At 40.6% G+C, this 22,556-nt stretch carries 21 protein-coding genes; 8 read left to right on the forward strand and 13 right to left on the reverse strand.

The genetic code is table 11. The features are described from left to right. Positions 1-45: 45 nt before the first annotated feature. Complete coding sequence (locus BT147_RS05770) at positions 46-1,410, reverse strand: ATP-binding protein (protein ID WP_072332079.1); 1,365 nt, start codon at positions 1,408-1,410, stop codon at positions 46-48. Positions 1,411-1,544: 134 nt separating this feature from the next. Next, a complete protein-coding gene (locus tag BT147_RS05775) occupies positions 1,545-2,162 on the reverse strand; it encodes a hypothetical protein (protein ID WP_072332082.1) in 618 nt (205 codons plus the stop codon). 404 nt (positions 2,163-2,566) lie between these two features. Here BT147_RS05775 and yycF point away from each other — a divergent pair, with 404 nt between their 5' ends. From yycF to BT147_RS05805, 6 genes are all read left to right on the forward strand, one after another. Beyond that, positions 2,567-3,289, forward strand: a complete 723-nt coding sequence (gene yycF, locus BT147_RS05780) for a response regulator YycF (protein ID WP_072332085.1) — start codon at positions 2,567-2,569, stop codon at positions 3,287-3,289. 2 nt (positions 3,290-3,291) lie between these two features. Next, on the forward strand, positions 3,292-5,163 hold the full coding sequence (locus BT147_RS05785; protein ID WP_177239699.1) for an ATP-binding protein: 1,872 nt from the start codon (positions 3,292-3,294) through the stop codon (positions 5,161-5,163). Next, the gene (locus BT147_RS05790; RefSeq protein WP_072332088.1) at positions 5,160-6,644 is read left to right on the forward strand and encodes a two-component system activity regulator YycH; all 1,485 of its coding nucleotides are present in this window, start codon (positions 5,160-5,162) and stop codon (positions 6,642-6,644) included. The genes BT147_RS05785 and BT147_RS05790 overlap by 4 nt, the downstream gene beginning before the upstream one ends. Further along, positions 6,614-7,372, forward strand: coding sequence for a two-component system regulatory protein YycI (gene yycI / locus BT147_RS05795; RefSeq protein ID WP_072332091.1), 759 nt, complete (start codon positions 6,614-6,616; stop codon positions 7,370-7,372). Before BT147_RS05790 ends, yycI begins: the two co-directional genes overlap by 31 nt. Before the next feature lie 33 nt (positions 7,373-7,405). Beyond that, positions 7,406-8,212 (forward strand): MBL fold metallo-hydrolase, encoded by an 807-nt coding sequence (locus BT147_RS05800; RefSeq protein ID WP_072332099.1) that lies wholly within the window; start codon positions 7,406-7,408, stop codon positions 8,210-8,212. Between the two features lie 278 nt (positions 8,213-8,490). Beyond that, positions 8,491-9,873, forward strand: coding sequence for a S1C family serine protease (locus BT147_RS05805; protein ID WP_286119115.1), 1,383 nt, complete (start codon positions 8,491-8,493; stop codon positions 9,871-9,873). A 336-nt stretch (positions 9,874-10,209) separates the two neighbouring features. On the opposite strand, the gene BT147_RS15050 is transcribed toward BT147_RS05805, so the two are convergent. Continuing rightward, a complete protein-coding gene (locus tag BT147_RS15050) occupies positions 10,210-10,713 on the reverse strand; it encodes a collagen-like protein (protein WP_083426416.1) in 504 nt (167 codons plus the stop codon). Between the two features lie 208 nt (positions 10,714-10,921). On the opposite strand from BT147_RS15050, the gene BT147_RS05815 reads away from it, so the two are divergent. After that, positions 10,922-11,116 (forward strand): CxxH/CxxC protein, encoded by a 195-nt coding sequence (locus tag BT147_RS05815; RefSeq protein ID WP_072332102.1) that lies wholly within the window; start codon positions 10,922-10,924, stop codon positions 11,114-11,116. Positions 11,117-11,131: 15 nt separating this feature from the next. Beyond that, entirely contained in the window at positions 11,132-11,611 is a 480-nt protein-coding gene (gene rlmH / locus BT147_RS05820; protein ID WP_072332105.1) for a 23S rRNA (pseudouridine(1915)-N(3))-methyltransferase RlmH, read from the forward strand. Positions 11,612-11,836: 225 nt separating this feature from the next. On the opposite strand, the gene yfmH is transcribed toward rlmH, so the two are convergent. From yfmH to BT147_RS05855, 10 genes are all read right to left on the reverse strand, one after another. Further along, the gene (gene yfmH, locus BT147_RS05825) at positions 11,837-13,126 is read right to left on the reverse strand and encodes an EF-P 5-aminopentanol modification-associated protein YfmH (protein WP_072332108.1); all 1,290 of its coding nucleotides are present in this window, start codon (positions 13,124-13,126) and stop codon (positions 11,837-11,839) included. Beyond that, positions 13,095-14,402 carry an EF-P 5-aminopentanol modification-associated protein YfmF gene (gene yfmF / locus BT147_RS05830; protein WP_072332111.1) on the reverse strand — a complete coding sequence of 436 codons (1,308 nt, stop codon included), beginning with the start codon at positions 14,400-14,402 and terminating at the stop codon, positions 13,095-13,097. The genes yfmH and yfmF overlap by 32 nt, the downstream gene beginning before the upstream one ends. Before the next feature lie 11 nt (positions 14,403-14,413). Then, positions 14,414-16,135, reverse strand: coding sequence for an ABC transporter ATP-binding protein (locus BT147_RS05835; protein ID WP_072332114.1), 1,722 nt, complete (start codon positions 16,133-16,135; stop codon positions 14,414-14,416). 35 nt (positions 16,136-16,170) lie between these two features. Continuing rightward, complete coding sequence (locus BT147_RS05840) at positions 16,171-16,830, reverse strand: ABC-2 transporter permease (RefSeq protein WP_072332117.1); 660 nt, start codon at positions 16,828-16,830, stop codon at positions 16,171-16,173. Continuing rightward, positions 16,827-17,684: an ABC transporter ATP-binding protein gene (locus BT147_RS05845; protein ID WP_072332120.1), complete on the reverse strand. Its 858-nt coding sequence runs from the start codon at positions 17,682-17,684 to the stop codon at positions 16,827-16,829. Before BT147_RS05845 ends, BT147_RS05840 begins: the two co-directional genes overlap by 4 nt. A 141-nt stretch (positions 17,685-17,825) precedes the next feature. After that, on the reverse strand, positions 17,826-17,960 hold the full coding sequence (locus BT147_RS15740; RefSeq protein WP_218159112.1) for a class III lanthipeptide: 135 nt from the start codon (positions 17,958-17,960) through the stop codon (positions 17,826-17,828). A 30-nt stretch (positions 17,961-17,990) separates the two neighbouring features. Beyond that, entirely contained in the window at positions 17,991-18,125 is a 135-nt protein-coding gene (locus tag BT147_RS15745; RefSeq protein ID WP_218159112.1) for a class III lanthipeptide, read from the reverse strand. An 18-nt stretch (positions 18,126-18,143) separates the two neighbouring features. Then, positions 18,144-20,768 (reverse strand): class III lanthionine synthetase LanKC, encoded by a 2,625-nt coding sequence (gene lanKC / locus BT147_RS05850; RefSeq protein WP_072332123.1) that lies wholly within the window; start codon positions 20,766-20,768, stop codon positions 18,144-18,146. 76 nt (positions 20,769-20,844) lie between these two features. Beyond that, positions 20,845-20,979 (reverse strand): hypothetical protein, encoded by a 135-nt coding sequence (locus tag BT147_RS15815; protein WP_286119117.1) that lies wholly within the window; start codon positions 20,977-20,979, stop codon positions 20,845-20,847. A 163-nt stretch (positions 20,980-21,142) separates the two neighbouring features. Beyond that, positions 21,143-22,423 carry a helix-turn-helix domain-containing protein gene (locus BT147_RS05855; RefSeq protein WP_072332126.1) on the reverse strand — a complete coding sequence of 427 codons (1,281 nt, stop codon included), beginning with the start codon at positions 22,421-22,423 and terminating at the stop codon, positions 21,143-21,145. Between the last annotated feature and the right edge of the window lie 133 nt (positions 22,424-22,556).

The raw sequence follows: 22,556 nt of genomic DNA on the forward strand, positions 1-22,556 counted from the left end.
CATTCCATTATAGAAAATAGTTATCGTTCAAACAATAACTTACTCTTATTCGCTGATCGATGTACACTCTTCTTCCACCTGGACTGGTTCTTGTTTTAGTGGTAGCGATAGGTGAAACGTGGTGCCTTTCCCCATACGGCTCTCTACTCGCATACTGCCTCCGTGATCTTGAATGATTCGATGGCAGATCGCTAAGCCCATTCCCGTTCCTTCGTCCTTCGTCGTAAAAAAAGGCTCATATATTCTCGATATAAACTCGGGTTTAATCCCTGCACCTGTGTCTTGAATCTCGATCGATAAGTGCTTATGTTTCACGTACCACTTGATATCTACTTGTCCTCTTTGGACTAAAGCATCTAAGCCATTTTGAATTAAATTGATGAGAACTTGCTTTAACTTCTCAGGATCTGCTTCGATATAAATCGGTGTTTTCGGTGTTTCCATGACAAGCTCATGTCCCATTAGCATTACTTTTGGCTTGAGAAGAGAATAGATATCTGAGATCAGCTGATCCACATGAAAGTTTTGAAATCGAGTAGGCCTTGACTCGCTTAGGTTTAGGAATTGGGTCAGAAGATCATTGATTCGATCGATTTCAGGAAGGATGATCGATTCCCATTTCTTTACTTCGGTAGATTCGGCAGCCGATATCTGCACAAATCCGCGGATGGAAGTAAGCGGATTCCGAATCTCATGAGCCAAGCCAGCGGCTAGTTGGCCCACTGCCGAAAGCTTCTCCATATGCCTCCGCTTTTCTTCCTCTTTATCCCGCATCCGTCTTTGTTCGATGGACAATCTCTTTTCTGCTAATCGAATCAGTTCACTCGCATTAGCCGATTCTGCTGGATAGGATGCGGTACCGATGCAGTATTCGATATTGACTCGCTCTGTGCAAATTTGGCTCATTACTTTGTCGATAATCTCGACACATCGCCGTAGATAGTGATGATCCCCTGTCAGGCCAATCGCAAACTGATCCCCGTCATATCTGGCAATGTGTACACTTGTAGGTAGTTGGTCTTGAAACTGACTCGCAACCTCGATCAAGATCTGATCTCCAAAGTCCACACCCTCTCGCAAGTTCACTTGTTTAAAATCAGCTAGATCGATGCTCACCACATGGTAACTTTGTAGAGGCGACATTCGCTCCAAGCTCCGAACCACTGCATCCTGAAATCCACCCAGATTATAGAGTCCGGTTAGGTAGTCCCGGCGATAGATCTCCTCGATTTCATCATTCATCTCTTGAATCTCAAGCTGAGAGGAGGTGAGCTCAGAAGCGATTTCCTGATTTTTTTGCCGTAGCTTCTTATTTTTATTATGCAGATAATAATAAATAAATACTGCGATGAAACATCCCCAAAGAATGGCTTCTAGTGAAATCGTTTCGTCCAATAGGCTATCTGTCATAGATGCACTCCCTTTTGCATTTGTGAGGTATGCTGGATTAGAAATCATTTCACCACAAAAACAAAAAACCCTGCTCGACGGGTCAGTCAGATCAGGGAATTTAGAATAGGATCATATAAAGTTGAGCGTATGGGCTAACCTAGGTAATTAACTAGATGGTTATATCCCTTTACAGGACCTTGTTCTTTCTTCTGCTCTCCCTCAGTTTGAGGTTGCATAACTGCCTTATCCCACATTTGGTAGCCGTCTTCCATTCCTGCTGACATCTGCTCTCGTTTGATCATCGTTACCTTCTGTGGATCTTCTACATACCCATAACCTGCTGGCATAGCTTGTCCTTGCATCATAGCATGTTGTTGCTGTGGATCGTTATACACTTGACCGAAGGGACGAGAGCTAAAAACTGGCTGTTCATTCAACAAAGTGTGAAGAACGGTTTCTTTCAGGATATTTTTGATCTCTTCACTACGGTAACCACTTTCTAAATTCTTAATCCACTGATATACCGGACCATCTTCTGGCGTAAAGGTGACGTTACGTTGGGTTGGCACATAGTCGCTTCTCGACTGGATCTGCTCCTTTAACATTCTACCATCACAAATGGATTGCAATGGGAAATAGTTATTTCGTAGATACGATTGGATACAATACTTCACCAACATAGGAAACTGACCCTTCGGAAGAATTTCATACCAGTAACGCACGAGACGATCTTTTTTACCTAAATATACACCAACTGTAATTGATGACATAATTTTAACACTCCTCTAAATGACATAAAAAATTTTAAAATTACTTGAATTAATAATAATGGTAGCAGTACCCAGTTAGATAAGTCAACAGAATACTTTGTCGAATCGGCTCGTATATTTGCGAAAGTCAAAAAAAAATTCATTTACCGAGGTAATTTTCTTATCAGTTAACAAAGTTGTCGCCAATTATATACCATAACTGGTAAAATAATATAATATTAGCTTATTAGATCGGAACCTATTTCTTCTAGATAGAAACTTTCAATCCTTCCAATTATTACATATAGATCTGAGTCTTATTTGTGAATTTCTGATCATATTTGAAAGAATATTGTTTCTCCAAATCGAGTGTGCGAAAATGATCCTATTCATAGATCGTTTGAACGACTAAGGGAGCTGAATCGATGAGTACCAAAATTTTAGTAGTAGAAGACGAAAAACCGATTGCAGATATTTTAAAATTTAACCTTGAAAAGGAAGGCTTTGAAGTAGAGTGTGTACATGATGGATTAGAAGCCATCTCGAAAGCGATCCAAACACCTCCTCATCTCATGCTTTTAGACCTCATGCTTCCAGGAGCGGATGGCATCGAAGTTTGTAGACAAGTTCGTCAGCATTATCAATTTCCCATCATCATGCTAACAGCGAAAGACTCTGAGATTGATAAAGTCCTCGGACTGGAAATCGGCGCGGATGACTACGTAACGAAGCCGTTTAGCAACCGAGAGCTTTTAGCTAGAATTAAGGCAAATTTGCGCCGCAATGCTTCTTCCACTGGCTCCCATAAAGTCGTCGATCCTACAGTAGTACACGGGATCCAAATCGGAGAGCTTCTCATCGATGCAAATAGCTTCGTAGTGAAGAAGTCAAATCAAACAATTGACCTGACTCATCGTGAGTTTGAGCTATTGTTATTCCTTTCTAAGCATGTAAATCAAGTTCTCACCCGCGAACATCTCCTCCAGTCAGTCTGGGGATATGATTATTTCGGAGATGTGCGGACGGTAGATGTTACGATCCGCAGGCTTCGTGAAAAAATTGAGGATGATCCGGGTGCACCGAAATATATCATCACAAGACGAGGCATCGGCTATACCTTGCGAGATCAGGACACAAGCGGTAGATGAGAATGAGAAACTGGATCGAATCAGTGAGACAAGGAAAGTATGCAGAGCGATGGTTCACTTATGCAACAGGGCTACAATGGAAGCTACTCGTTATACTCGCGCTCATCATTCTCATTGCTCTGCAAGTCGTATTTGTCAATTTTAGCGATGGCTTAGAAAAACAACTACTAGCCAATGTAACCAATGACTTGAACAGGCAAAAGAATGTCATTTCGAAAGTAATTGAGGAAACGATCCACAATCGAAAGAAAGATGAAAAACCGGGTGAGCTAAAAGAAAAGATAAACAATGATTTAGCACGAGTCGTATTTCTACAAACCAAAAACAATCAGTTAATTAATGTGCAAATCCTAGACAATAACGGATTCATTGTAGCCGCCACAGGAGATGGAAAATCCAAAATCGGCTTAAAAAACCCGTATGTTCATTCACTCCTATTTAACCAGGAGGAAATCAGGAGAAGCCCATCATCCAAAAGCCAAGATGTCTTGATGAAAGTATATCCTCTTGATATTACGAATCCAGACTTTGGGTTTGATCGGATTTATATGGAATACCCTCTTGATACGACCTACCAATTAATCCGTTCCATCATTAAAATACTGATCATCCAAACCTTTTACGCCATGATCATCGTAAGCATTTTAATTGTGATTATGACTCGGACGATTACGGTTCCTGTCAAGGAAATCAAGGAACAGGCAACGGCTATGGCTGAAGGCGACTTTAACCGTCGAGTCGATGTGAGAAGCACCGATGAAATCGGGAAACTGGCCAAGGCATTTAACCATTTGGCATCTCACTTACAGACTGCTCTCACTCAGAAAGAGGAAGAAAAAGAGAAGCTGGAAACGGTCCTCTCCGACATGAGTGACGGTGTCATTGCGACCAATCGTTCCGGAGCGATTATCGTCAAGAATGAGCGTTCCGAACAAATCTTGAATCAAGAAATTAAGCTGGGAGAAATGCTAAATAGTGTACTTCCTCTATCGGAACCGGTTCAGTTTCCGATCACCCAAGAATTACATAATCTAATCCGAGTTCAGCATGACGATCAAGATGACCCCCTCTATATCAAGCTGACATTTACACCACTGAAACAGAAGCGCAACAAGGCAACTGGAACGATTGTAGTCTTAAAAGATGTGACAGAAGAAGAGCGATTAGACAGGCAACGAAAAGAATTCGTGGCCAATGTTTCCCATGAGCTACGAACCCCGCTTACTACGATTAAAAGTTATTTAGAAGCGCTGGAAGACGGGGCACTTGAGCAGCCTGAGCTCGCTATGCGCTTTCTACAGGTATCGAGGACAGAGGCAGATCGTATGACCCGCTTAATTAATGATTTACTACAATTATCGAGATTAGATGCGAAACAATCTCGCTTTGATAAGAAAATCATGTATTTAGAAGATGTTTTAGAAGATGTAGCAGATCGTTTTATTTTCCAATGTAAACAAAAAGCGATTAAATTAACATTGCGCCATGCCGACGAAGAGCTACCTCGAATCTACGCTGATCGGGATAAGATGGATCAAGTATTGGACAACCTTCTATCCAACGCGGTGAAATTTACACCCCACGGAGGATCGGTCACGATCTCCAGCCGTTTGCGTCCAGATGGCTTAATTGAAGTCGCGATAACGGATACTGGCATGGGTATCCCGAAGAAAGACCTCGAGCGAATTTTTGAACGCTTTTATCGGGTTGATAAGGCACGCGCACGTGAGCAAGGCGGTACGGGTCTAGGTCTTGCCATCGTTCAAGAGATTATTAAGGCACATGAAGGAATCGTTTGGATCGAGAGTAAAGAACAAAAAGGGACTACCGTATTCTTTGCTCTGCCCCCGTTTGAAAGGAGGGTGCATTCATGAAAAAACCATATTGGAAGAAATACAAGGAGCCGATCAAGACCACCCTCCTCATTTCACTGGTGGTCCTAAGTATCTGGCAAACTGCTTTTTACTGGCTATCCAGTGCCTTTTCGACCGAGATAACCGAAAATCACTACCAAACGATCCCTAAGTTTGGTGAAAAGGAATTTAACGAAAAAGAGACGTATCAATTATCCGCTCCACCGATTACCTATCTACACGATCAGTCTGTGATTCGTTTTCTACCGGCAACGTTGTCCACAAGTGAAATAGGGCTGAATCCTTATCAAAAATTGATTCAACAAATTTCACAATCCTCCTTGGGAACTGCCCAATCCGTCGAGCTCAATACAGACGACTGGAAAAAGATATTGATGCAACCTGGGGTGGAGTTTCAATATCATAGCGCAGTTCCGCTAGAGCAAGTAGGTTCTTTTTTAAACTGGAAATCTACGCCCCCTAGCTTATCAGTAAGAGAAGTGGACAGGGTTTGGATGACGCTACCGAACGAACAAGAGACCGCTGTGCTGTATCTGATTTCCTCACGCTCTCAAGACCCTCAGGTCTATCAAGTAAGCACGACCTTATCTAAAAATGAATTTTTCAAACTGATTCAAGGTGCAAAACCACATACCTTATATCAAGCAACATCTAATTTTGATCCCAGTTCTTCGGGCCCTGTTCTACCGAAGGGGAATCTATACTATTTACCAGATCAGCCGGTCAAAGTAGATAAAGTCACATATCCGATTACTCCTATCGCCGTCGAAGAGGTAAAAAAGGTACTCTTTGAAGATCCTAATCTGCAACCCTTAAAACCGCGAGAGGGCTGGGAAATCTACGCGCACGGCACTAGGCAAACGCTTTTCTATGACAAGTTGAAAAATGAGATTCAATATAATAAACAATTGCCTGAATCAGAAGACAGCCCTTCGAAAACAGAACCCAAGGTACTAGTTGGAAAGATGAATGATTTTCTAAAAAGACACTTTGGATGGACAGGCGATTTTCACCTCGAACACCTTTCTTCTGAGAACAACGAAATGAAATTTAGGCAATTTGATAGTGGAATCCCCATCTATTGGAAAGGGCAATCAGACCCTTTTCTACCCGAAGTATCGCCTGTGTCTATCCGTACAGAGCCGTACATCTCTAACAGCAACATGGAGGATGCTAGAGTCTATCACCGCTCACTCGATATCTGGAAGCCTACGGATCGAAAAGCACAGTCCGTTACTCTACCCGACAAGGACATGTTAAAAGACACGTTTCAGAAATACAAAGTCGATCTTAGCTCTATCAAACAAATTCAGTTAGTATATCTAGCAGATCGGGGAAATGGGAGTAATAAAAACACCGTTACCCTTATTCCCTACTGGAAAGTGGTCGTAATGGAAGGCTCCGGTTTTCCGATGAAAGAAAATACATTCTATGTAGGGGGGGATGGCCAATGGATTGGCGAAAAGCAAAAACAATTTTAATCATTGCCTTCCTCATTTTAGATTTGTATATCGGTTCCCTTCTCTATGCTAACTACAGGGAAAATGATTTGCGGGTGGCGAAAAGCACTCTCTCCGATCGGCAGATTGAAGAGCTCGCTCAATATAATGATGTTAAGCTTTCTTACAAAAAAACAGAGGTTCCCAAAGAGATGGCCGTCTACAGCGGTGTTACAACGAAGCTAGATCCCTTGTCTTGGAAGCCGGTAGGAGATGGAATCTATCAGAAAGAATTTCCTACCCCAACCAAGGTAGAAGAGACTCCGAGTGAAGTAAGGGCATTTCTTCAAAAGGAAAAATTACCTCACTTGACTGACTATAACTTTAACAAGATGGAAGTTACGAGTAGCGAAATCACAGTTTATCAGGTAAGAGATCACTTTCCCATTTTTAATGGAACGATTAAGCTTAAGTTTAATACCAAAAAAGAAGTAAAGTCGGTTTCATATACCCACTATGAACTAAAGGAACCATTACCACAGGCGCATCGGCCGAATCAGCTAAACAATGCATTGGCCAGCTTACTGCCACAAATTAATAAAACAACCGTTCAATCTGCTGAGCTTGGGTATCAGCGCAACAAGTATAACAAGGACACTGATTCGATTATGATCCCGATCTGGCGGTTTAAGGTGGGAGGAAAGTTCTACTACATTGGTACAACTAGTTCTGATAGTATTAATAGTGTACAGCCTGCTACCAGTAATTGAAAAACACTCTAAGTAAAAGGGTTAGGTAATCACATGAAATTTAGTGTTCTAGCGAGTGGGAGTTCCGGTAACTCTCTATATGTGGAGTCAGGGGATTTTCGAATCCTCGTCGATGCTGGTTTAAGCGGGAAGCAGCTCGAACAGAGACTGCAGCAGGTGGGCGCAGATCCGTCTACCCTATCGGCTATTTTGGTCACACATGAGCATATTGACCATGTTAAGGGGCTAGGTGTCATGGCAAGACGATACCAACTCCCCATCTACATGAATGAAAAGACATGGGATGCTCTTCCTTCATCTGTTGGGGAGATTCCTCCTACGTTGCAAAATGTCCTAGAAGCGGGAGCCACTCTCGACATCGATTCATTACATATCCAAACCATCCCCATCTCACATGATGCAGCAGATCCGATGGGCTATCGGCTTAGCGAGGACCGCGAATCACTGGCCATCGTTACTGACCTAGGCTACGTAAACCAGCGGATTCTCGACCAAGTTTCCGGAGTGGATACCCTCATCTGGGAAAGCAACCACGACGTATCCATGCTCCGGATGGGTTCTTATCCATGGAACATCAAACGCCGCATCCTGAGCGATCTCGGTCACCTATCAAATGAAGACTCCGGCGAGGCCCTGCTTGAAATCCTAAAAGGAGTCGGCGAACAAGTCTATCTCGCTCACCTTAGCCAAGATAACAACGTAGTCGAATTAGCCCATCTAACCATCAAACAAATCCTAGAAAACAGTGGCGCAAAAACAGGACGAGACCTCCAGCTCCACGAAACCCATCCCGACCGCCCTACCCCCTTGCGAGAGGTTCGGTGCTTGGCGAAGCGTTGATGGGAATCAAATCACTTTATCTGAGCCACATGGCTACATGGGATACGGTTCGTATTTCACGTAGCCTATTTGATATCTGGTAAAATGAAACCTTAGCAAGAAATAACCACAAATTCTAAACGTTTCTTCGCAAAATAGAGGGTAAGATAAAATAAGTAGCCAATTAACAAAAGAATGAATCCTAGCAGTCAGATAACATAGGTTATTGTATAATATGAGGATCGATCACAAACACTGAGTTTGTTCACTTTTGGAAATAGAAAGGATGAGAACCCACTATGAATAATAACCAAGATCCATTCGGCTCTCAATTCTCAGAGGAAAATAAAATGAATTCAAATCATGAAAACCACGAGACAAATAAAACTCATGAAAACCAACCACAGCCACCACGACAGGAACCAGAAGTCTTTTATCAGACCCGACCTAATGAACCGGTCACACCCCAGCCCTTTATCACGTCGCGTCCAGAGTATATGTCCATGGACTATAACGAACCACCTAAGCACAAAAAACGGACTCCTACTTGGGTTACCGCCATCGCGTCAGCTGTCGTAGGAGGATTAATCGTACTTGCCTGTACACCTCTTCTCTTCCGTGCAGGGATCATTCCCTATGGAAGCGGAACACTCGATAGTAGCTATTCAGGACCCAGCAAATCCACCTCCGTACAAGTAAATTCAAACATTACTGAAGCGGTAGCAAAAGTTCAAAATGCTGTAGTGGGAATTGATAATATAGCCAAATCAGATGACTTCTTCAGCTCTGGAGGAGAAAATCGAAAACAGGGCACTGGATCAGGAATCATCTTTGAGAAAAACAAAGACACCAATAAAGCACTCGTTGCTACTAACTACCATGTCATTGCCGATAATCAAAGTGTACAGGTGAACCTCCCTGCTGAAAAAGGGAAATCCAAGCCCGTGACAGCAAAGGTACTGGGCACCGATCCGATTACAGACTTAGCTGTCCTTGAAATTGATGCTACCAATGTTACAACGGTAGCTGATTTCGGAAATTCAGATGCCGTCAAGGCTGGGGAACCCGCTATTGCTATCGGGAATCCCCTCGGGCCGCAATTCTCCCAGTCCGTTACAGTAGGAGTTATTAGCTCTGCAAAACGAACCATTGACCTTGGGAAAGGCATATCCACTGATGTCATTCAAACAGACGCTGCTATTAACCCTGGTAACAGCGGAGGTGCTTTATTAAATGCCGCTGGGCAAGTAATCGGAATCAACAGCCTGAAGATTGCCGAACAAGGGGTCGAAGGACTTGGCTTTGCGATTCCTTCTAATGAAGCTCGTCCGTTACTAAATGCACTTATTAAGCACGGAAAGGTTCCACGGCCTTACTTAGGTGTAGAGCTAATTGATCTAGATAAGATATCACCTGCGATCTGGAAAGAGTTACGTATTCCAAATGAAGTAGATGGTGGGGCAATTATCAAAAGTGTTTCCAATGGAACACCAGCAAGCAAAGCTGGACTACAATCTCGTGATTTAATCACCGCCCTAGATGATCAGGCTGTTATTAATGGCTCTGAACTTCGCAGCTTCCTCTATAAAAAGAAACAAATTGGTGAGCAAGTAAAGATTACCTATTACCGAAATGGTCAAAAACAAACTGCCACTTTAACGCTTGAACGAAGTCCACAATAGGAAATAAAAAAGCTCCACTATCTAGTGGGGCTTTTACCTACATTTTGACATGCTATGTGTATATCTTGTGGATAATGTGGATAACCCCCCTGACACACTACCATATGTTGTGTTTTTGCCATAACGACTCCTATTTTTCCAAAAAAAACAAAACATGACGATTATATCAGAATCTGATTGGTTGTTGATGCAAATACAGGATCTCCTCCAGTCATAAACGTTTGAAAAACAAAACTAGTAGGTATTTGTTCGATACCGAACAAATACCTACTAGTTCCTTGCTAGCATTTCGGGCCTACTTCAGCTCTCTCCATTCGCTCTCAGAGTTCTCTAATATTAAGGTGTCGGTCCTTGAGGTCCTGTCGGTCCTTGAGGGCCTGTAGACCCTTGAGGCCCTGTAGACCCTTGAAGCCCTGTAGACCCTTGAGGCCCTGTAGACCCTTGAGGCCCTGTAGACCCTTGAGGCCCTGTAGACCCTTGAAGCCCTGTAGACCCTTGAGGTCCGGTTAGCCCTTGAGGTCCTGTAGACCCTTGAGGCCCTGTAGACCCTTGAGGTCCTGTGACTCCAGCAATTCCAAAGCCAGTGGGTCCCGGTGGTCCAGGAGGCCCTCCACTTGGTCCACTTGGTCCTTGAGATCCTTGAGCTCCAGGAAGCCCTGCGGCTCCAGGGGGCCCTACAGCTCCAGGGGGCCCTGCAGCTCCAGGAGGCCCTGTAGGTCCAGGAATCCCTGATATCTCTTCAAGACGTCTAAGTCTACGCCGCAAGTTTTCTATACGCCGTTCAAGACGCCTACAACACTGGCATCCTTGATCTGACCTACCATTACATGCCTTATCCATAGCTTTCCCCTTTCGCTAATGCATCATTTTTAACTGAGTACCACTGATACAGTATGTTGGAAACAGAGGAAATGCTAATACAAATATTGGTTAGAGAGTTGCTAGATTCATTTTTTTATTTATTTCTTCATGAGAATAGTAGTATTGTTCCTGTAGATAACTAACACAATAGATAGTGTCGAATCATGTTAAGGAAGGAGAAGGATCCATGCAAGATTCCCATATTTGGTACGCTTGTGACGAACATCTTGATTATGTCATGGATGATATGATTGAAGAATTCCACACTGCGCCCACACTAGAGCCGCTACAATCACCTGTTGAGCATTCATGCAAATGGTGCGGGACACCAGCCGAGTATCAACTAGAACTCGAATACGGCATTTCCGAACAAACAGAGTAGAATCGAGGATAACCCTTGCGAATCCAACTAATTACGATTGGAAAACTAAAAGAAAAATTCCTAAAACAAGCCTGCGACGAATATCAAAAACGTCTGCAGGCTTATTCCAAGATTGAGATCATCGAGTTAGCAGAAGAAAAATGTTCTGATCAGCCTTCTGATGCTGAGATTGAGCAAGTCCTTCAAAAAGAAGGCGAGCGAATTTTAAAAGGACTCCATCCCGACTCATTCGCGATTGTCCTAGCTGTGAACGGAGAAATGGTAACCTCCCCCGGACTAGCAAAAAAACTAGACCATCTCACCACTTACGGACATAGTCACTTTAGCTTCATTATCGGCGGCTCCCACGGTTTATCTAAGGAAGTATACGCCCGCTCCAACTGGGATCTTTCCTTTTCTAAAATGACCTTCCCCCATCAACTGATGCGGGTTTTCTTGTTGGAACAGATTTATCGCGCTTGTAAGATTAATCGAGGCGAGACTTATCATAAGTAGTAAAACATCATAAAAAAGGAGGGCTATTTTTAGCCCTGTACGATTTCTATTTCTATTAGAGGATTATTTCTTCACTGTTTTTATGACCAATCTAATAATCAAAATCACCATGACAATAAGTACTGCCACATTTAGAAATTGTGCGATGGGACCCATATCCCAAGTGATCTTAAACATCGAGACTCCCCTTCAAGATATCAAAGTACGAACATATGCAAGGAACCTTTATACCCTTTCATCACGAATAATGAAAACCGTCTGATATTCCGGTGTAAAATGATCTCTTAAAACAGCTTCCAAATCATGACGCGTAAGGCTCTCTAATGTCGAAACGATATCAAAGAAATTCATACCATTAAACTGGTATCGCGTAAATTCCTTTGCGATAAAATCTAGCGAATTTAATGACCGCAAAACAACACCAATTCTTCGTTTAACAGCCCGATCAATTTCCTCATCCGAAAGACCGACTTGTTGATATGTAGTAATCGTCTCCGTGATTTGGTCCGCTACATGATCTGGATTATTACTATTCCCGCTAATCATCGAGAACCCAAAGCCCCACTCAGCTGTGTAATGAAATGAAAGTGGGTCATGAAGACTACCAGACTCATATAATCTTTCATACATCTTTGAACTGGGTGAAAATAGTAAATCGAGTACTACCTGAATGGAGAGTTGATGTTTTAATAAATCCCTTCCTTGCCTTGTAGGATTTTTCTCCTTATACCCAACGACACACTTTGCCATGCTAATTGGCATCGATATCGTTCTTTTTGCAACATAAGCAGGCGTTCCTTCAGGTACTACATGACGAATAATTTCTTCCTTAGCTGGGAATTTCTTCGCTGACTGATTCTCCCGTACAAGACTCATTATCTCTTCGGAATCAACATTCCCAACGATAAATAACACCATATTACTTGGATGGTAAAATGTTTCATAGCATGTAGTTAAGTCTTTTTTTGTAATGGATGTAATCGATTCAATCGTCCCACCCACATCAATCCTTACAGGATGTTTCTCAAACATATTTTCAATCACACCAAAATAAGCGCGCCACTCAGGGTTATCAGCATACATCATAATTTCTTGTGCAATGATGCCTTTTTCCTTTTCTATGGACCGGCCTGTAAAATACGGATTTTGAACAAAGTTGAGCAAAGTTTTGATATTTTTTTCAATATTCATCATACTAGAAAATAAATACCCAGTCCTTGTAAAGCTGGTAAATGCATTCGCAGATGCCCCCTGTTCGCCAAACGTATAGAAAATGTCCTTCTCTTCATCCTCAAACATTTTATGTTCAAGAAAATGAGCCATCCCATCAGGTACTTTTATCGGCTCTATCAATCCCCGTGGGATAAACGTGTTATCAATCGATCCATATTTCGTTGTAAAAGTAGCAAAAGTTTCATGAAACCCTTCTTTCGGCAAGATGTAAACATTAAGCCCATTATCCAATTCTTCATGATATAGTACTTCATCTAATTGTGCATAAACCAGTTTCTTCATTCTGTTCACCTCCACCAGTCAAAAAGTAGATGGTATCTAATTTCCATCTATTCGCTGTCCGAATAACATCTTCTTTCGTTACATAGCTCATTTTCTTGACACGATCTAACACAGAAAGATGACGCATCTCTACGATTTCAGGATAAGCTAACTCGGTAACTCCTAGTGGAGTATTAATCGATCCGTATAATTGATTAATCAACCATCCTTTTGCTTGCTCCAAATCTCTTTCTGTAAAGTCACCTTGTTGCATAGCTTCTACTTGTTTCTTGATAATGGTCACAGTCTGATCATATGTTTCAGACTCAATCCCTGCCGATATAAAAAGTACACCTTTATGAGCCTCTAGTTTGGATCCAACAAAATAAGCCAAGCCGCTCTTCTCCCGAACGTTCATAAACAGTTTCGACGATGGAGAGCCTCCAAAAATACAGTTTGCTATTCTCATAGCGATATAATCATCATCCAAAAATGTTGTATAGGTACGATAACCCATACATAGTTCCCCTTGCTTCACTTCCTTTCTATCAAATACCACTTTCTCTTCTTCTTTTTCTTTACAATTGCTCACAACTTGTTGCCTTCGGACGGAACGCTTACCCCCATACAGGGACGACACTAACTCCTTGGTAGAATCATCATCAAAACTACCCACAATGAATAGATCCATGCGATCATGTTGAAGCATTTCCTTATACACACGGTAGATAGAATTAAGACCTAGTACATCTAGATCTTCTACTCGGCCGTATTCAGGCAGACGATACATCTCCTCGGCAAACAATTCTTCCGTTATTCGCACTGCTGCGTATGCATTCTTATTATCATAGATAGATTGAATTCTCTGTCGCAATGCCCTCTTCTCTTGCTCAACAATCTCCCCTACAAAAGCACCATTTTCCAAGTATGGATCTGTCACAATCTTATGTAGTAATAGAAGTGCTTCCTGTAACAACGACATCTTATTTAATAAAAACCTTTCAGATGCGACATCTATACGAAAAGTAATGACGTGTTGATCACCATTTTTTTGTATATCTGTCATAAGCACAGCGCCATACATATCATCAAGTTTTTGCTTTATCATCGTTCTATTCGGATAATCAGTTGTTCCACTTTGTAAAATCTCTGGAATCAACGCTCGGGCCGTCACGGTCTCTTCCGATAAAGGAGAATTGATCTTTAGTATAATAGATGTTGTTTTAAATTTATCTGTTTTCCATAAATGAAGGTGTATATCGCCAAATTCGTGTGTTGTTATCTTTACATTGTCCATCTAATCACATCCTATTGAGCGATTATTAAGTTCTGTCCCTCCACAAAATCAGTGTACTTACGATGCGTATTCATCAGCTCATCATGTTTTCCCATACCAGTCACTTTTCCTGCATCCAAGAAAACAATTTGATCCGCATTGCGAATCGTCGAAAGCCGATGCGCGATCACTAGAGTCGTACGATTTCTCATCAAGTTAACCATCGCATCCTGCACTAATCTCTCACTTTCGCTATCCAAATTAGCCGTTGCCTCATCAAGTAACAAAATCTTGGGATTCATGATAAAAGCGCGCGCAATCGCTATCCGCTGCTTTTGGCCCCCTGATAGCTTGATCCCTCTCTCTCCTACGACCGTATCATAGCCCTCAGGGAGACTACTTATAAAGTCATGTGCATTCGCTAACTTTGCATAATGAACCAACCTCTCTTCATCCGCATCATCCATACCATACAAGATATTTTCTCGAATCGTTCCATTCATAATCGCACTATCTTGCATCACATAACCAATCATTTTTCGCCAATTAGATAGTGGGATCTCATCAATTCGAAGTTGGTCGCACGAGATCATTCCATTGTTAAACTTATACATGCGCTCTATAAGGTGAAACAGAGTCGTCTTCCCAGCACCAGATGGTCCTACAATCGCTGTGATTCGATTCGATTGTGCTGTAAAAGATACATCTTGTAGTACGTCAGAATTTTTATAGTACGAAAAAGACACATTGTGAAAACAAATCTGACCATCCATTATCTTCGTACACTCATCCAGCTCATCAACATTCTCTTCTGATAAAGAATAAATCTCATACAATCTTTTTGTCGCCCCAGAAGTGGCTTTATATTCCGTAAAAAAGGAAGCTACCGAACTAATAGGTGTAATCGCTTGAATGATATAAAAAATAATCGCAACAAATGCCCCTGGAGTAATGGTTCCATCTGCCATGCGCAGCCCCCCATAGCCAAGCAACACAAGTACCATTAACATAATCGTCCCTGAAATAAGAGGAGAGAAAATGGATTGTAACTTCGCCACTGTTAGATTAAGACGAAATAGAGTTTCTCCTGACTCCATTACACGCTCATACTCTTTTTTCTCCCCACTATAACTTTTAACTAGACGCATTTCTCCTAATACGCTACTTAATTTTCCAACAAAAGTAGCCATTTCATTTTGCGTTTTCCCCGCTACTATATACAGCTTCTTTCCGATCGGTACTATAATCACTGCTAAAATAGGAACCATTACGAGTAATGCCAGAGTTAACCTCCAATCTAAAACGAATAAAAATACGATCGAACCAACCACCAACAGCGCTTGGGATATAAACTCTGGTACTTTCTTTGAAACAAAATTATTTAATGTCGATACATCATCTGTTAACCGACTTACTGTTTGTCCTGTTCCATTATTATCAAAATAATCAATGGGCAATCTCAAGATATGAGCCCACATTTTTTCCCTTAGTCGATAGATCGTATACTCCCCTAGATAGGAGATCATGTAGTGTGCAATACCACTCAGTATCACGTTAATCAAGAACAACCCCACCAATAAAAACACCTTGGTAGCATCGATATGAGATGTAAACGAATCTATTGTGTTTTTCGTGACCCATGGTACTAAAATCCCTAAAACAGCTGTCAACATCGATACCAAAAAGGCACCGCAAACAACTTTCTTGGGCCATTTGACCATCCTTATTAAAACACCTACATGGGACCTATTCATTTCCTCAGCTCCTCCAACGTGAACATCACTACGAATCAAAATTCTTTCTGTTCGTAAATTCCGATTGAAACCACGTAGGATGCGATGAATATCACAAGAGAAATCCCCAAGAAAAGAATTGAAAACGGTAAATCAGAATGGACTCTAGGAAAATGATTCATAATCGCACTACCAATGGTTTCCTCATACAACCAACCACTGAAAAGAAGTATTCCAAGACTTGCAAAAGTACTAAGTGTCATGATTTTCTCTGCTTTTTCCACTCCTACATAATAGGTTAGTGGGAATATAACTCCTCCCATAATAAGAGTCATGCCAATACCTTTTAAAACCGACATAAGGGCAGAGTTAGTAAGTACATCCTTAGCGAAGAAATCAGCTAACACAAATGAGAGAATCGCCACACAGAAACCCATACATAATAGAATAGAAAAGAAAAGATAATAGCTTTGTATCACACGGCTTCTTTTCAGTGGCAACGTAATCAAAAATTTGTTCCATCCAGACATAGCCTCAAGTTTTAACCCTTCAAGTACAGGCGAGACCATGATAGCAAAAGGAAGAAATGCTGCTAGACGTAATGTCTGTTTATAGGGAAGTAAGAGCAAAATAGTAGTAATAACAAAACTTAGTACTAAGGAACCCTTTATACTCTTTTCATTTGAATAATATTGATTTAACAATAAGCCTTTCATACGTGCGCACCTCGCATTAACAAAAGTGTCACATCGTCAATAGAAAAATCTTTTCTCGCAACCGAAGAAGTCACTTGCTCTCGATCACATACCAACACATCGACTTGATCGCTCTTTCTTTGGTATCCAACAACCAAACTTGATTCGATTTGTTCAAATTCCTTATCTGTACACTGTAATACTGCATATCTCGACATCAGAGTCTCTCTACTAACTTGTAATAAAATCTTTCCTGACTTAATAAAAATGAGAATATCCGCTATCGCTTCAATATCACTTGTAATATGAGATGACAATAAAATACTACGTTGTCCATCATTCACAAAGCCCTTTAATACCTGCAATAAATCATATCTAACCGACAGATCAAGGCCTGCTGTTGCTTCATCTAAAATAAGTAATTTCGCATCATGCGATAAGGCAACTGCTAACGAGAGTTTCATAGACATGCCTCTTGAAAAATGACCGATCTTCTTATCTTTAGGTAAAGAGAAGAAATTGATATAATAATCAAATATATATTGATCCCAATTTTGATAGAGCAGACGAAGTACGTTGCCTAGTTGCTTGATGTTCAACTGCTTAGGCAAGTGCATCTGATCAAAGACTGCACCCACATCTTCCTTAAGATAGGTCTTATTTGAGTCCATCTCTTCTCCAAAAATTTTGATTGACCCTCCATCTTTCGTTAACGTTCCTAGAATGGCCCCCATCGTTGTTGATTTTCCTGCTCCATTATCCCCGATAAATCCGGCAATAGTACCTCGTGGAATTGAGAAAGAGACATCTCTTAAAGCTATTTTTCCCTCTGAAAAGCACTTACTCAGATTTTCTACTTCTAAAATTGCTGACATATCTACTCCCCTTCCACATACTGAATAGAAAAAAAGGATCTCATGGAGTTTTAACCTGAATCCGTCATCCAACACGTATTTAAAGCTGTACCATTTAGTTGAAGATCCTTCGACTAAATGGTACAATCTAATTTATATACACTAGCAGTTGTTACTGATGGTAGACATTCCAGATACTGTGGTTACAGTAGTACGAACAACTACTGTCCAAGTTCCCATCTCAGGTTGCTCTGAGTTGTTTTCGGAAAGTTTTTGTAAGTCTAATACTTGGTTCATTCTTTTCACCTCCTTAACAGTCTCATTCAATTAGCAGTTGTTACTGATGGTAGACATTCCGGATACTGTGGTTACAGTAGTGCGAACAACTACTGTCCAAGTTCCCATCTCAGGTTGCTCTGAGTTGTTTTCGGAAAGTTTTTGTAGGTCTAATACTTGGTTCATTCTTTTCACCTCCTCTTTTTAATGTACTCCAACCATCGCCTTCGAAGTTTCCATCTTACATCTAGTACCTTCATAGAATCGATCAATATTTACAATCGGGAGCCAATACAATGGGTTTTCTTGCAGTATCCCTTTCAGCGCTAGTATGATACCAGAGCTACCCGAGAATAGATCATCCGACAAGCGAAACCCAAACTGACCAGGGAATGATAAATAGTTCTTTTTGTCGATCAAATGTAGATTCAACAACGCAAGTATATCTTCTGTTTGAGAATGATACGCTGTATGGTCTTTCCCAATCATTGGAGGTATCACTAGGAAGCTTCCAGCTCCATCGAATAACCCTCCTGTAATAGTAGTTCTAATCTGTGATAGATTTGAGATGAACTTCAACTCTTCTTGAAACATTTTCTCTTCACTTACATGATTCAAATACCATATCGCAACCCCTACCCCTATCGATCCTCCTGATAAGTAAGGTAATAGTCTACTCCGGGCATCTATTGTGTTTAATGCCTCTAATTCGTTATCTCTAACTGTTTTATTCAAATCTCTCACTACCAACTCAACCGCTCTAAAATAGTATCCTCTTTTTTTGGTAAGGGCATAAAGCGCTGAATAAAACACCGATACTCCTGACCATCCATCTATCAAACCGATTGGAAGACCTGTCCAATCTTGGACTGTAAGCTCTTTATTTTCCTCTAAAAAGATACCTATTTTTGTTGCGATAGCTTCGGCTTTCTCTAAAAACTTCGGGTCCAGTGATTCTAAATAGATACTCGTTAACGCCAAACCAATTCCGGCTAGTCCTGATCTCAGCGTGATATCTGAATCATCTAAGGAGCTATCTATTTCAGAAAAAACACCTAACGACTCTTCTCTATATCCGCTTTCGTACAACATTCCTGCTATACCCGACTTACCTGTAAACAATCCTGCACTCTCAACCGTATCTATGCTTTTCAGTACATATTGTGTAATCCATTGATCGACACCATCATTTGCATATCCCACTCGCGAAAGTGCGATCGCAGCCCCAGCTCCTCCGCTTAAAACGTTTAACTTCCCATCATTCTGTTCGTACTGACGTATATCACCGTTTATCAGTCTTATATCCCCAGTTAGATTCGCTTTCATCCCATCACTAAGGCCCTCTATGATGGACAAGATATCCTTTTTTATCATAAAGCCATCATCAATGTTATCAACCAATTGGACTTCTTCTCCAAAACCAACTAGATGATCGGTACATTTTTGAATCATGCTTTTAACAAATTCATGGAAATCATCCCCATATACTTTTTTAATCCACTTGTAATAATTATCGTTTACGTATTGATCAAGACATTCAGAAGAAAGAATCGGTAACAAAGAATAACGTACAATTTTTTGTAATGCGAACCAATCCATCGCCCCACTCGCTTTAATTTGCGAATGTACAAACGCAGTTGTGGTCATACCTGGTTTTTCTTGAGAATGGGTTTGTTTAGCCGTTTCAAAATCAATCAAAGTCACTTGAAGATCTTCTGATATCATAATATTGGCTGGCTGTAAATCACCCATTGCTATACCTTGACCATGCATTTCTTCCATAACGACTACCAGTTGCGATAAGATCTTCCCTATTTTCACCCGATAGTCATCTATCGATTTATTTTTCATGAAAGGATAGTGGATCGCAATCCATGAATGTAAATCCATTCCTTCTACATGCTCTTCGACAAGGAAATAATGCTCCCATACCTTAAAGTGATCCAGTACATTCACTATGCCTTCTACTCTTGCAAGCTTTTCTAGTGCATCGCGCTCTATATTCTGTCTTCCTACTGCATCGACCGAGTTTCCATCTAGACCAGCCTGTGGCCGTGCTTCTTTTATAATTACCTTTTTGTTATCTGATTTTCTCTCGGCGAGATATATACCTCCACTATTAGTAAAACGAAGAGCCGTATGAATGGTATAAAGATCAAGCTTGCTTTTCTGATCTTCCTTGTCTGGCTTATCATTTAATGCATCTAGATATTCATCAAACTCTTTAACGAAATTAGGAGCTTGATAAAAAGGAGTTCTCTCATCTACCGTCAACTCGCCTTTATCGTCTCTGATACATAATTCACCTTTATCATTATAAATGATATTAAAACCACCATATCGATAATAAACGTTACTTTTTTTCCAACATTTATCATTTAGGATATAAGGACCTTTTTCATAATGTTTAATCTTTTTATGAAGTGCACCTAGCAGGTGCACAAACTCATTGTCGTCCTTTGGATATATCGCGATAAACTTACCAGAGCTTGCCCTGCTAGCGCCTTTCGAATTCATTTGAAGAAGCATCTCTATGTTTTTGATGTGCTTAAATGCTACTTTATGTTCTATCAAAACCTCGCTTACAGCTTTTAAAACTTGCTCTGCCTCATCCATCGTCGCGCTAACATGTATTTTCCACCCTTGCTCAGGCAAAACCTTATCTTTAAACTCATAGTATTTCCAGATCGTTTTTTTATCATCGATAACTACCATATCTGCTATCCGGCCTTCTATAGAGAACTCTTTTGCCGAATCGATTTCATCTTGCGGTCTATAATACTCAGATCCTCGTTTTAAATAGCCGTGGTATAGCATATCACCTTTCATACATTCACCCCTGACATACACTACTATTTTTTATATTTATAGTACGTACGAAAGCATAGATTTTATAAACAGTTGTTTACGTGCGACCGATGCCTTCAGTAGTGATTGGCCCACCACCATTATCTTTAGGAGGCTTAATGGTTATTGTATTTATTCCTATTAGTAACGCACAACAAGCTATCATCAATAAAGTACAAGAAACTTTTTTCATAGATATTCATCCTATCTGCTAGTTCATTTATCTTCTGTCTTCATGATAATGGAGATCCACAGTTTAATGGAACAAGTAAAATTCATCAATTTATTTGCGATAATAACCCTCAAATTTCTAAAAACATTTAACCAACTATATCTACACTGACAAACAGCCCTTTTTATAGTATTCGTTTCTCTTCATATTCTGTAGCCATCATAAAATAATTAGCAGACTTCTTATACGCTTTTTTCTCAAAATAGTAACTAGCAATTTGCTTAGCTAACTTTATAACTAAAATGAATTGCTGGTTCTCAATCCCTAGGTTAATAATTCGTTGCATCTCTTTCTCATATCGAGCCTCATCTTGCCGCAACCGATAGGTACCTGCCTTGATAGAGGACAAGTCAATATAAAGGGAAGGAGACTGGTCTGGGTCAACTGCAGTCAGCCCTGCGCTCAAATAATACTCTACTTTTTCCCACTCCTTTAGCTCTATATACACTTCTACCAATCTTTTATAAACATGAATTCGCTTCTCCTCAACATCAAGCTGTTCATAGTACTGTAGACTCCTTAGGTAGTACTCAATGGCTACTTCATTGTTTCTTTGTGCAATATGAACTCTTCCTAGATGAAATTCAATGATACCTAGGAAATAGCTATTATTTGGATCAACCAATTCCTTCGCTCTTGTCAAGGATTCAACAGATTTATCTAATTGCTGATTCATGTGGTATTGAATCCCCATCGTAATTAATACACCGGCTATTTGTGCCTGATCATTTACTTCCAAATACAGATCATACGCTTTCTGTGCATAAAAAAGACTAACCGTTTGATCGGTTAGAATCTCTTGTTTTGTTACACTCCTATCGAGATAAAAATTAGCTATTTCCTTACGATTCGTCACATAAACAAGGAGTTCTTCTCGTAGATCATCATAGTGACTTGCCTTCATATAGTTTTGTTTATTGAAGAACATCGCCCCACACGCGCGATAGTAGTAAAAAAATTCTTCCTCTAAACCTGATTCTACTTGTTCTGATATAAATCTCTGGGATAATTCGTATATCCGATATGCTTCTTCCAAGTCTATCTTTAATTTAGAATAGTAATAGATCAGTATAGAGTATACCTTCAAATGAACACATGTTGGATATAAATCTGTGGCATTTAATCGTAGAAATGATAGATCTTCTTCTATGATATTTTTTTCCTGTTGAAACTGACGATAGATCTCTCCGACTCTCTGCCCTACACCCTCGGCCCGTCGTTCCATTAAATCCTCTACTTTTACTCCCAACTTAGGTGCAACGGAGGAAATAAAATTCTGAGATGGTTTCGTGTTCCCATTTTCCACACGACTCAGATATGCAACCGAAGTAATTCCGCCTACGAGTTCCCCTTGTGTCATACCCTTATGTAAGCGTAACTGTCTAATTCGATCCCCTACTACCATCTTTTCACCTCATGCGAAGTTGATTATTTGTTTTATCTTTTATTTAAAAATTAATTAAATCAAATGAAAATTAGACTGTTATATTATTATAGTGGTTTTTATGTGTTATTTCTATATTTTATCTTGTTAGAGA

It is taken from the genome of Thermoactinomyces sp. DSM 45891 (genome assembly GCF_900119485.1).
Taxonomy (GTDB): domain Bacteria; phylum Bacillota; class Bacilli; order Thermoactinomycetales; family Thermoactinomycetaceae; genus Baia.

Bases quoted from the DNA above. Each gene is read 5' to 3' on its own strand.
- BT147_RS05770 (WP_072332079.1), bottom strand. From the start codon at position 1,410: ATGACAGATAGCCTATTGGACGAAACGATTTCACTAGAAGCCATTCTT.
- BT147_RS05775 (WP_072332082.1), bottom strand. From the start codon at position 2,162: ATGTCATCAATTACAGTTGGTGTATATTTAGGTAAAAAAGATCGTCTC.
- yycF (WP_072332085.1), top strand. From the start codon at position 2,567: ATGAGTACCAAAATTTTAGTAGTAGAAGACGAAAAACCGATTGCAGAT.
- BT147_RS05785 (WP_177239699.1), top strand. From the start codon at position 3,292: ATGAGAAACTGGATCGAATCAGTGAGACAAGGAAAGTATGCAGAGCGA.
- BT147_RS05790 (WP_072332088.1), top strand. From the start codon at position 5,160: ATGAAAAAACCATATTGGAAGAAATACAAGGAGCCGATCAAGACCACC.
- yycI (WP_072332091.1), top strand. From the start codon at position 6,614: ATGGATTGGCGAAAAGCAAAAACAATTTTAATCATTGCCTTCCTCATT.
- BT147_RS05800 (WP_072332099.1), top strand. From the start codon at position 7,406: ATGAAATTTAGTGTTCTAGCGAGTGGGAGTTCCGGTAACTCTCTATAT.
- BT147_RS05805 (WP_286119115.1), top strand. From the start codon at position 8,491: ATGAATAATAACCAAGATCCATTCGGCTCTCAATTCTCAGAGGAAAAT.
- BT147_RS15050 (WP_083426416.1), bottom strand. From the start codon at position 10,713: ATGGATAAGGCATGTAATGGTAGGTCAGATCAAGGATGCCAGTGTTGT.
- BT147_RS05815 (WP_072332102.1), top strand. From the start codon at position 10,922: ATGCAAGATTCCCATATTTGGTACGCTTGTGACGAACATCTTGATTAT.
- yfmH (WP_072332108.1), bottom strand. From the start codon at position 13,126: ATGAAGAAACTGGTTTATGCACAATTAGATGAAGTACTATATCATGAA.
- yfmF (WP_072332111.1), bottom strand. From the start codon at position 14,402: ATGGACAATGTAAAGATAACAACACACGAATTTGGCGATATACACCTT.
- BT147_RS05835 (WP_072332114.1), bottom strand. From the start codon at position 16,135: ATGAATAGGTCCCATGTAGGTGTTTTAATAAGGATGGTCAAATGGCCC.
- BT147_RS05840 (WP_072332117.1), bottom strand. From the start codon at position 16,830: ATGAAAGGCTTATTGTTAAATCAATATTATTCAAATGAAAAGAGTATA.
- BT147_RS05845 (WP_072332120.1), bottom strand. From the start codon at position 17,684: ATGTCAGCAATTTTAGAAGTAGAAAATCTGAGTAAGTGCTTTTCAGAG.
- BT147_RS15740 (WP_218159112.1), bottom strand. From the start codon at position 17,960: ATGAACCAAGTATTAGACTTACAAAAACTTTCCGAAAACAACTCAGAG.
- BT147_RS15745 (WP_218159112.1), bottom strand. From the start codon at position 18,125: ATGAACCAAGTATTAGACCTACAAAAACTTTCCGAAAACAACTCAGAG.
- lanKC (WP_072332123.1), bottom strand. From the start codon at position 20,768: ATGAAAGGTGATATGCTATACCACGGCTATTTAAAACGAGGATCTGAG.
- BT147_RS15815 (WP_286119117.1), bottom strand. From the start codon at position 20,979: ATGAAAAAAGTTTCTTGTACTTTATTGATGATAGCTTGTTGTGCGTTA.
- BT147_RS05855 (WP_072332126.1), bottom strand. From the start codon at position 22,423: ATGGTAGTAGGGGATCGAATTAGACAGTTACGCTTACATAAGGGTATG.